Origin of the sequence: Bradyrhizobium sp. 147, from assembly GCF_023073935.1 — a bacterium.
In the GTDB taxonomy this organism is placed as follows: Bacteria; Pseudomonadota; Alphaproteobacteria; order Rhizobiales; family Xanthobacteraceae; genus Bradyrhizobium.
Genome location: NZ_JADPKL010000140.1, coordinates 199,304 through 209,545, shown reverse-complemented (window position 1 = coordinate 209,545; position 10,242 = coordinate 199,304). Strand labels below are relative to the sequence as shown.

Genomic DNA, 10,242 nt, shown 5'->3' with positions numbered 1-10,242 from the left:
ACGTTGGGCTACTCGCGCCGGCACCATGTCAGGGCATTCCGCAACGAACGGCAAGAGAGCTGGTTCGATGGCTTGGAAAGCTCCTTCGTGAAGTTTGGCGGCGTGCCCGACGAGGTGCTGTTCGACAATGCGCGTGCGCTGGTCGTGGAACACGATGCCGCGACGCGCACCGTCGTGTTTAATGACAAGCTGACCGCGTTTGCCAAGCACTGGGGCTTCCGGCCACGGGCCTGCGCGCCATATCGAGCCCGCACCAAGGGCAAGACCGAGAATGGCGTCGGCTACGTCAAGCGGAATGCGGTCGCCGGCCGCACCTTCCCGAGCTGGGAGGCCTTTGAGGCGCACCTTGAGGCTTGGACGCGGGAGATCGCCGACCTACGCCAGCATGGCACGACGGGCGAAGTACCGATTGAGCGCTTCAGGCGCGCTGAGGCGCATGCGTTGAAGCCCATCGCCGGCAGGCCGCCCTTCCAGGCCGCACGTGAACTGATCCGTCGCGTGCAGGCCGACTGCGCGGTCGAGATCGATGGCAACGCCTACTCTGTGCCATGGCGGCTGATCGGCGAGACGGTGAGAGCGACGATCGCCGATGGCGTGGTGTGCATCCATCACGGGATCCATGAGGTGGCCGCTCATCCGATCTGTGTCGGCCGTCGCCGTCGCGTCGTCGACCCTAAACACTTTGAGGGCCTGACTGGCTTTAAACCGAGTCGTGCTGGCGATCTCGCGTTATCGCCTGTCGCGCCGCCGTCGCCGACGCTGCTGCGGCCGCTCGGCGAGTACGAAGCGATTGTGGGAGGGGGCTTCTGATGCGAGCCATTGTCCCCGACCGCCTTAGTGATATGCTGACGCGCCTAAAGCTGACGGCTGTCCGCGACCAGCTGGATGGGCTGTTGGATGAGGCCGGCCGGCAAGAGCTGAGCCTACGCGAGACCCTGGTGCTGCTGTGCGAGCGCGAGATCGCCCGCAAGGATGAGCGGCGCGTCGAGATGACGCTCAAACTTGCTCGCTTCCCGTTCGTTCGCGATTTGTCGGGCTTCGACTTCTCGGCCCAGCCCTCGCTGGATCCCAAGCAGATACGCGAGCTTGCGAGCGCCCGCTGGATTGCCAATGGCGAGAACGTGTTGCTGCTTGGGCCACCTGGCGTTGGCAAGACGCATCTTGCGGTCGCTCTTGGTCGCGAAGCGATCCTGGCTGGGCATTCCGTTCAGTTCGTCGCAGCCACGACTGTCGTTGCGCAGCTTGCTAAAGGTCACGGCGAAGGGCGGCTCGAGGAGCGACTCGCGCAATTTGCCAAGCCAAAGCTCTTGATCATCGACGAGCTTGGGTATCTGCCCTTTGAACCCAATGCCGCGCATCTCTTCTTTCAGCTCGTTAGCCGTCGCTATGAGAGAGGCGCGATCCTGCTGACCAGCAACCGCAGTGTCGGCGAGTGGGGCTCGGTCTTCAGCGACCCCGTGGTTGCCACCGCGATCCTTGATCGTCTGCTGCACCACAGTCACGTCATCACGATCCGCGGCGACAGCTATCGCTTGAAGGAGAAGCGCCGCAGCGGACTGCTGCAGAAGCCCGCTGCACCAGAAGCCAAATCGGAGAAGAAGTCGTGAAGCAAGCCGCTCGCTCGCTACAGCGCTATGACGGGCGCGCTTCGCGAGCGGCTTGCTACAGTCCTGCAAACAACAAGGGGGTCACTTCCTCATGTCGCTGCGGGGTCAAATCCGGACGTCGCTTGACAGATCGGTCAGTGGGGGTCAAATCGGCTGCCTTGACAAACAACGCGACCAACACTCGACATCGCCGGTCCTGAACGTCCAATCCGAGCGTCCGGATCGAACCCCGATTCCAAGGCTCCATCGCAGGCTTCTGCCAGGCGGTGTCCTGCGAGAAGCGATGGTGCTGCGATTTCGACTCGCGTCCCCGCCCTGCGCACAAAATTCGGCGCACAACCGCGGACCGAGTGCGCGGCGCTTCCCTGTTGTAAAAAACATATCTGCTCATTGCAGCCATTCGCTTGGCGGGCGAAGTCACCGCTACGATTGTCGTCTGACCTATGAGGGGGGACGAAGTTGGGGCCAGCGCTCCTTCGGCGCCGTCCGCCCGATAACAGTGCGACGCTCGCGACGCGAACACAAGCGTCGGTGACAGATGGCATAACCGCGTAAGAGCAGCAGCGCTCCCGGAGAGAAGCAACCGACGCGCATTTGAATCTGCTTGTCCACTGGCAGGCCGAGCGTTTTAGTCCGAGGCGCGATAATCGCGTTATTATTTTCGTTGCTAATTATATATAAATTAAATATATTTAAATTGGCGAATTAATCGCGCAGTTCTGCCCATAGCCTGGCTGCGACTGGATCCGAACCTCAGTAGGGATCGGCAGATGTATCGAGTCTCCGGCTCCGTCTTGGTTATAGCGATCGCCATGATGGCCGGAGGTACTCCATGGGCGGGGGCAGGACGCCTGGCGATACCTACGCCTCCTCAAGCGGCACTAGGGCGCATCGAACTTGGACGGCCCACACTTCCGCCTCTGACGTACACGATGTTCTGCCTGCGCTACGAGGGCGAGTGCCGCTCGCGGCGGGGCTTCCGCGGCGGTCCAGTCCGGCTGACGGAGGAACGGTGGGCGGATCTCTTAGAGGTCAATGGTCTGGTCAACTTGTCCATTGTGCCTGCGCCCAACAATCTCGGCTTAGACGGCGAGGCGTGGAGCATCAATCCCGATCGCGGGGACTGCAATGATTACGCTGTAAGCAAACGTCACGAACTCCTTCAGCGTGGCTGGCCGGCGCGGGCCTTGCTCCTGAGCGAGGTCATCGTCAGTTCTGGAGAGCATCATTTGGTGCTGCTCGTGCGCACCCGGAGCGGCGATCTCGTGCTCGACAATCTTGCTTCAGAGATCAAGCTGTGGTCGCGGGTCCCCTATCGTTGGGTTCGCGTACAAATGCCGAGCAGCAATCAGCTGTGGTCGACGATCGACCGCAAAAGGTATAGATTCGGCCGAGCCAGCACAACGCAATCACCATTTCCTTTCCACGACTAGTAACCTGTCGCGAAAGGCGCGGAGCCTTTCGTCGGGACCGACCAGGAGCCCGATCAGGCACACGGCCGAGTGACCACTACGAACCGCCGTTCGATCGGCCAGTCCCATCGAGCGCCGGTTTGAGTGTGAGCTCGGTCGAGGCTTCGGGCAGGAGGAGCGGGGGCGGCAAGCTCCTCGAAGTCTCCCGGTATGGCGTTTGCCGGGAGGACTTGGGTCATATTGAAGGGGAAATTCATCTCAACGTTGCTCTTGTTCCAAGCTCCGAACAGCGAGCTTGATCGCGTCTGTCGACCTGCCCGCTGGCGTCGTTCCGGCTTCCAGCCCATAGCTCGTTCGCGACCGGTCGCGGTGAGATCTGGAGGTCCGCCCACCAAGGCGTCTTGTTACCATTGCGGTGCAGGTCTTCATCTTGACGATGCGTACGGTGAATTCGTCGCTGACCTTGCGGGCGAACTTGACGCGGCTAGCGTCGGACGGAAGCTGTTTGCAGACCAGGAAGGCCTGAGCGCGAAGGAAGAGCGATCGGCCTTGCTGTGCTTGCGCGATTCTGGGCGAAGGCGAGTCCAGCCTCAGCGCTCAAACCGGGTGGACGCTTTTCGCACCGGCCTGCCAAGGTTCAAGAGGAGGACTATTCTCGGTTGGCCATGAGTCTGAGCGGCAGCTTTTTTGACTTTGATCTGATTGGCGGCTGCGGGGCGCCGCCTCCTGAAGCGAGTTCTTCAGTCGCAGGCGGCCGAAACCAGGAGACCCGCGCCGGTACGGCCGAGCTGCGCGTCCTAAGCTGCGTAGGGGCCCTACGTTCCGGGCTTCTTCAAACCGCCGCGCATGGCCGAGAAGTTTAAGGTGGTGGGATGAAGGGTCTCTCCGGCCCGCCGACGGTGAACCTTGCCGCGGCCGATCTCAATTTCCTCGTCTTCCTCGGCGATCGCCGCCAGATCCAACAACGTCCCAGCCTTGCCGGTCTCGAGCAGGTAGCCGCTGAGATCGTTGAGGTGAACGCGTTGCATGACGACGGTGATGACGCCCTGTCGTCTAACCGCGACCTGAGCGTGTTGGAGAACCACAGGTTGATGGCGTCCGGCTTTTGCGGATCATCGATAATGAAAATATCGCCGCCTGGGCGCTGGCCGCATCGTTTGGTCCAGGAAGGATGCAATTCGGCGATTGTCATCTCGCCGGGCGCTTGAAGGAATTCGCGGTGTTTGATGTTGCCGCGACCGACTGTCTATTTGATCGAGACGTTGTACGGAGGATCCGCAAAACACCATCGCTACTTGTTCTCCGACCCTCAGCGCGGGCTAGATCGGCTTCAACGCGAGCGTCGCCACACAAACCGCCGTGAAACCGCGCGGGGTCGTCGGCGCGCGACGATAGCGCGGCGGCGCGCCTCAGCCGGTCCGGCGGCGCCTTTGCGCGGACGAGCGATCGATCAGGAGATCGTTTAGCTTCTTGCCGGCTCGAAGCTGCGCTTTCAGCCATCGGGGCTGCTTACCGCGACCAGACCAAGTTTCGGACGGATTCTTCGGGTTCCGGTATTTCGGCAGCACCGGCGGGTAGGGGCGGCGCGAACGTTCCTGGGTCTGAGTCGGACCGGCGGTCCCCTCAATCTTACGAAGCCGCTGTTCGAGCTTGGCTTTTTCCGCAGTCATCCTGCGACTGAGGACGGTCGTGACCTCATCGTAAAGCCGCCACAGCTCGGCTGTGGTCATGTTTGCCCAGTCGTCCTTCTCCATGGAAGCTGTCCCCAACTACTTCCGAACCGAAACAGGAGGGGGATTATCAGGTCAAGCCGGGGTCGGGCAAGCGCGATCCGGGCGCGCGGCGGCGCCTGTGTGCAACGCGGTACCTGGTGCTACCGATTGGGACCGTGCCTCCGACCGAGCGGTCGCTTCCCTGGCGCCCTCCGCCCGTGGGCTCGTCGCCTGGGCGCAAGCAATCGCTGCTCGGCCTTCAACACGCGACTACGTAGGTTCTGCAATTCGGTGAATTGAACGATTAGGGCCTGATGTGTTTGACGCAAAATAGCGGAAGAATACATGTGACCACCTACTCATGCCAACGATGACCGCGCGACCGCTCATTGAAGTTGCTGAATTGACGAAATCAGCTCCAATTTGGGGACCGGGTTTTCATCGGTGCTACACGGGCTGCGATCAAACGCAGCCATATTTTGTCTTTGATTGCCAATCCTCGCTTTGATGAATAGTAATACTTTTTTGCCCTCCCTCCGGAAAGCGAGGCTTTTCGAATGGCCTCGCTTCAGTGAAACTTCGTCGAATGTTAGATTTGAATCGTGAATGACCCTATATATCGTTCGTAATAACCGGCCCTAGCGAAGTTCGATGGATGTTGACCATAATGACAACGCAACCGATCGGGTGCGCCGATGACACTCTTCGAGAGAACTTGTAGATCGAATCTACCAATCGTTGTGGAAAGAATGGCGCTTTCGTCGAGGAATTCGCGGTTTTTAACTTTCCGTGGAGCACCGCATTCTTACGGTGCTGCACGCATTCTCTGAGCGAGTTACGCTAGCGCGGCCATCGAGCGTTGCTGCTTCGTGCTGTCTCAAACCTAAGCCGTGCGACTTTATGGCCGAGCTGATGGGTCATGCCTCGCGCATCTCAAAGGAGATGCCGGATTAAACGGCTGCACGGGGGTTGTTAGCAACAGGCAAGGGAAGCATGCGCCGCATCAGAGTTGTCATCGCGGATCGACACCCGATCGTCTTACAGGGAATCAGGAGCGTTCTTGCGACGCAGCGTGATTTTACGATCGTTGCGTCGTGCAGCGATGGTGCAAGCTGTCTTGAGGCAATCCGATTTCTTGTGCCGGACATCACGCTTGTCGATGCTGCACTGCCCGATGTCAGCCGACAGCAGATCCTCGCTCTTGCAAACACGGTAGGCCCAGGTGTCCCGATAATCTTCTTCGCGGGTATCGCGGGCGACAGTGAGCTACAGAGGCTGGCCTTGGACGGCGCCTGCATCATCCTCCCGAAGGACGCGAATCCGGAGATGCTGGTCGCAACCCTGCGGAAGGCTGCCCAAGGCGTAGCAGCAGGCTTGTCGAGCACCGGGAACGGCAACCAGGAGCCCCGTGCTGGTGAGAAGAGGCCGCTGACACAACTGACGGGCCGTGAGCGCCAGATCATGCGGCTCGTGTCGGAGGGGCTATCGAATAAGGAGATTGGGCGTCGCTTGAATATTGCCGACGGTACGATCAAAGTCCACCTTCATCACATCTTCCAGAAGCTGGATGTCAGCAATCGTACAGTTCTCGCGGCATTGGCGATTTCGCGAAACGAGCTGCATACAGCGCCACGTGAGCCGGATCCCCCGGATCTGTTGCGTCAGGATCCGGCCAGCGTGAAGTGACGAGGACGTCTGCCGTGCTCGTGCGCGGGGGCGCGCTATGGTGGCGCCAGATGCTCAATCATATTGCGGCAAGCCCCTTCGGCCTCGGCTAATGTTCCAAAGGGCGAGCCGCCAATCTTGATTGCGGCTTGGTTCTTGTGGAGCGGACGCCAACTCGCCAAGTAGCCGGAGCGTCCGTGAAAGCCCGAACCTCCAGGGCTTTCAAAACTGATCACGAACGAGAAGCCGTGGCTGCTCGCGCTCCAGATCTCCATGTCCCGGACGGACCGGTGGAATTGCAGTGGCATCGCAATGATCCATTGCAGCCGAACTCGCGCTCGGCCAGTTAAACACAAATTAACTATATTAAATGCTGAGGCGCAACTCAATTCGCGCAGCAAGCCGCAATGCGCGGGCGCGCCGAGAGGAAAACACGGAATTTGGAGCCGTTCTGTCGGAGCGACGCACGTTCAGTAACTCCCGCCGGGCAAGGAACATTCCCTGGTTGAAAGCGTATTTAATATATAATAAGGTATTTAAAATTTTAAATCGAGGAGAGCGCGTCGTGACCCGGGATGGTAATGAAGATGACGACCGGCGGGCGTTTTTGAAAACCTGCGGAAGATTTGCAGCCGTGACGCCCCCCGTCATGACCCTGCTTCTGTCCACTTCCCTGACCTCAAAAGCCATTGCAAGGTCAGGCGGCCTGCACGCGGAGAGGCAGAACGACAGGGGCCAGTCGTTCTTCGACAACGATCGGTCGTCCGCGGCGGCGCCGGGGAACTCGAGCGGAGGGTCATCTGGGGGCGGTGGAGCAGCTGGCGGTGGCCCTGCTCGATCATCTCGTGCCGGAGGGACAACCGGCGGTGGCGGCGGTAGCGGCGGGTCCGGTGGTGGCGGAGCCGATGGCAAAGGGCCGTTCGCGACCGGCGGTAGCTCTGGAACTCCAAGCGCGGATGGCGGGGTCGATTGCGCCGACGAAGAGAACAAGGAAAAGCGCAAGGCCGATTGCCCCAGGGCTGATGCTCGGATCTCGAGCGCAATCGAATCCAGCCGGTAGGAGTCTTCTTAGCCCATGCATGAGCGCTATGGGTCGCCGTACGGCCAGCAATGCCCGGGCCTTTGCTCCGGCATGCTGGAAAGTGTGGCCGAAAGCGCACCTGAGCAATCTATGGTCGGCTTCGGTCGAGGGCGCGGCCCCTAAGCTGCCAATTTTCTGAGCTCGCTTCCGCGCAGGAGTGGGCGTTTGTAACGACAGACCCGCGCACTTTTGCCGAATTGCGAAGCTACACGCGACTGGTTCGCGAAAGTGAACCGGCTCTACGAGCCTGTCCCGGCTACTCGGCTACCGGGCGAATGGGAGGCCCGCCGCGCTGGCGCCCCATGAACGAGTCCGACCGCGCCCTGCGAAACTATCCGATCGATTTTGCGGCTCATGACCTTGTAGCACTCGCATGCCACGGCTTCGAGCCGCGGCCGATCAATCTCGAGCTGGCCGCGCCGATTGGATTTCAGAGCTCTTGAGGCGCGCATTGTGCTTACGACATGTGTGACGGTGGTGCGGCGGACGCCCAGCAATTCCGATAATGTTTCCTGGGTCAGCGGGAGGAGATCGCCTCCATTCGCCCGGTCGTGAATGTGAAGCAGCCAGCGCGCCAGGCGGGCTTCGACGGAATGCAGTGCATTGCAGGCGGCCACGTGCTGAAGCTGCGTCAACAACGATCTCGTGAAGACCTGCACCATGGATGTGATTGGAGGGCTGCGATGTTGCGCTGCCAGAAATTGCACCGCCGAGATCTGCAGCGCGAACCCTGGTATGCGAACGACTGCCGTCGCGGGCGAATTGGATGCGCCGAGCGCTGACGTCAGGCCCACAGCCCCCTCGTGGCCGATGATCGCTGTGGCAACTGTCTGGCCGTTCGGCAGCGCCATGATAGCGGCGATCGCGCCGCTCAGGGGGAAGAGGAGATGTTCGACCCGGTCGCCCGATCGGGCCAGCACGGAATCGCGCTCGATCTCGACTTTCCGCAAATGAGGCGCAAGCAAAGCAAAATCTGCTGGCGGCAACGCTGCTAACAACCGATTACCAACTCTGGTCGCGTGGTCCATCATGGGATTGGTCCCCGACGGATGCTCGGCCTAGGACTCATGCCGGTTTGTCGAGCTGCTCTGCAGAGTGACAGCTCAACGGCAAGCCAACCGGCCGCCACAGATATGGTTCCTATGATGGATGGTGAGCATGCGCAGGACCCACAGCCGCACGCTGTAGCGGAGATCCTATGCCTCTGGCTTCAGCTGGCGCTCGGCAAGGCCGCCGCGGACATCACAACCGATCGCATCAAACTTTGTCGCGAGCAGGCTGCGCGAGGGCAGAAGAGTGTCCTCGCCAGGGAACGCTCTCCGAACGAGCTCTTCGACCACGATTAGAGAAGCGCAAGACGCCTGCAAACGCGCTCTGAATCACTCAGTGACAGTATCGAACTGCTTCAGGAAAGTTTTCTGACCGATCGGACCAACACTGGTGGAAAGACGGCCATGAATGCGCGGCGATGCCCATATTCTGCCAGACGATCCCCGGGACGCGATCGGCAAGTCATTGATGGTCTTCAACCGGTTGCTATCTCTTAATCAGCGGGTCCCAGATTCGAGCCCTGGTGCGCCCACCATTCCATGGCTTCGCCTCCCAGCTCGGCTGAGCCGCGTGGATAATTGACTTTGATCGGCTGAGCGGATGTCCGCTTCTCAACTGGGATCCGATCCAACGAGAAGCGCGTTGATCTTAATCCGCAATCTTGAGCATGCCGCGCGTCGGACCTCTCTTTCGCCGTGCAAGAGCCGGCACCAGCGTCGGTGACTCATCCGCGACGCGCAACGCGAAATAGGCGATCGTCGCCTGAAGACCGTCCTTCAGCGCTACGCGCGGACGCCATCCCAGAAGTTGCGCGGCGGTGTCGATGACCGGCTTGCGACGCTTCGGATCGTCCTTCGGCAGCGCCACGAAGCGGAGTGGGGAGGCCGACTCCGTGTACGTCAGGACCTCCCGGGCTATGGCCTCGATCGTGACCTCGTGCGGATTGCCGAGGTTGCAGGGGCCGGTTACCGAGGCCGGGCTTTCCATCAGCAGCTGAAGGCCCCGCACCAGATCGTCGACGAAGCAGAAACTCCTTGTCTGCGTGCCGCCGCCATAGATCGTGATCGGCTCGCCGCGCAGCGCCTGCACGATGAAATTGGAGACGACACGGCCATCGTTCTCCAGCATGCGCGGGCCATAGGTGTTGAAGATGCGCGCGACCTTAATCTCGGTTCCGTGCGTGCGGTGGTAGTCGAACATCAGCGTCTCGGCGGCGCGTTTGCCCTCGTCGTAGCAGGCCCGCGGCCCGATCGGGTTGACGTTGCCAAGATAGCATTCCGGCTGTGGATGCACCTCCGGATCGCCGTATACTTCGCTCGTCGAGGCCTGCAGGACGCGGGCGCCCTTGCGGCGGGCGAGCTCGAGCAAATTGATGGTGCCGAGCACGCATGTCTTCATCGTGCCGACCGGATCCTTCTGGTAATGCCGGGGTGAGGCGGGGCAGGCGAGACTGTAGACCCGGTCGATCTCGTCGTCGATCTCGATCTCCTCGCGCACATCATGCTCGATGAAGCGAAAGTTCGGATGGTTCAGCAGCGGCCTGATATTGTCGATTGTGCCCGTGAACAGGTTGTCGAGGCAGATCACCCTGTTGCCGCGTTGCAGAAGCGAATCGCAGAGATGAGAGCCGATGAAGCCGGCGCCGCCGGCGATGAGCACTGTCGGCGAGCGACGGAGCGTGGGAATTCGGGTCTGGAGTGTCATGGCAAGCTCCC

General features: G+C 60.7%; 9 protein-coding genes and 1 pseudogene. 6 read left to right on the top strand and 4 right to left on the bottom strand.

Features of this window, described 5'->3' with window-relative positions:
* The 4 genes from istA to IVA87_RS33295 all read left to right on the top strand — a co-directional run.
* The coding region (gene istA, locus IVA87_RS33310) for an IS21 family transposase (RefSeq protein WP_247337320.1) at positions 1 to 810 on the top strand (810 nt) is incomplete at its 5' end.
* Entirely contained in the window at positions 810 to 1,607 is a 798-nt protein-coding gene (gene istB, locus IVA87_RS33305) for an IS21-like element helper ATPase IstB (protein ID WP_247302307.1), read from the top strand. The genes istA and istB, both read left to right, overlap by 1 nt.
* 770 nt (positions 1,608 to 2,377) lie before the next feature.
* The gene (locus IVA87_RS33300; RefSeq protein WP_346275310.1) at positions 2,378 to 3,040 is read left to right on the top strand and encodes a transglutaminase-like cysteine peptidase; all 663 of its coding nucleotides are present in this window, start codon (positions 2,378 to 2,380) and stop codon (positions 3,038 to 3,040) included.
* Positions 3,041 to 3,891: 851 nt separating this feature from the next.
* Complete coding sequence (locus IVA87_RS33295; protein WP_247337316.1) at positions 3,892 to 4,227, top strand: hypothetical protein; 336 nt, start codon at positions 3,892 to 3,894, stop codon at positions 4,225 to 4,227.
* A 201-nt stretch (positions 4,228 to 4,428) separates the two neighbouring features.
* Here IVA87_RS33295 and IVA87_RS33290 read toward each other — a convergent pair whose 3' ends face one another.
* Positions 4,429 to 4,773 (bottom strand): H-NS histone family protein, encoded by a 345-nt coding sequence (locus tag IVA87_RS33290; RefSeq protein WP_247280405.1) that lies wholly within the window; start codon positions 4,771 to 4,773, stop codon positions 4,429 to 4,431.
* A gap of 951 nt (positions 4,774 to 5,724) precedes the next feature.
* Between IVA87_RS33290 and IVA87_RS33285 the strand changes: the two genes are divergently transcribed.
* Complete coding sequence (locus IVA87_RS33285) at positions 5,725 to 6,417, top strand: response regulator transcription factor (protein WP_247280406.1); 693 nt, start codon at positions 5,725 to 5,727, stop codon at positions 6,415 to 6,417.
* A 35-nt stretch (positions 6,418 to 6,452) separates the two neighbouring features.
* Here IVA87_RS33285 and IVA87_RS33280 read toward each other — a convergent pair whose 3' ends face one another.
* The gene (locus IVA87_RS33280; protein WP_247280407.1) at positions 6,453 to 6,704 is read right to left on the bottom strand and encodes a hypothetical protein; all 252 of its coding nucleotides are present in this window, start codon (positions 6,702 to 6,704) and stop codon (positions 6,453 to 6,455) included.
* Between the two features lie 257 nt (positions 6,705 to 6,961).
* Between IVA87_RS33280 and IVA87_RS33275 the strand changes: the two are divergent.
* A pseudogene (locus IVA87_RS33275) lies at positions 6,962 to 7,228 on the top strand (hypothetical protein); the annotation flags it as partial.
* A gap of 488 nt (positions 7,229 to 7,716) precedes the next feature.
* Here IVA87_RS33275 and IVA87_RS33270 read toward each other — a convergent pair.
* Entirely contained in the window at positions 7,717 to 8,508 is a 792-nt protein-coding gene (locus IVA87_RS33270) for a Crp/Fnr family transcriptional regulator (RefSeq protein WP_247337313.1), read from the bottom strand.
* A gap of 667 nt (positions 8,509 to 9,175) precedes the next feature.
* On the bottom strand, positions 9,176 to 10,231 hold the full coding sequence (locus tag IVA87_RS33265) for a UDP-glucuronic acid decarboxylase family protein (protein ID WP_247337312.1): 1,056 nt from the start codon (positions 10,229 to 10,231) through the stop codon (positions 9,176 to 9,178).
* Positions 10,232 to 10,242 lie beyond the last annotated feature (11 nt).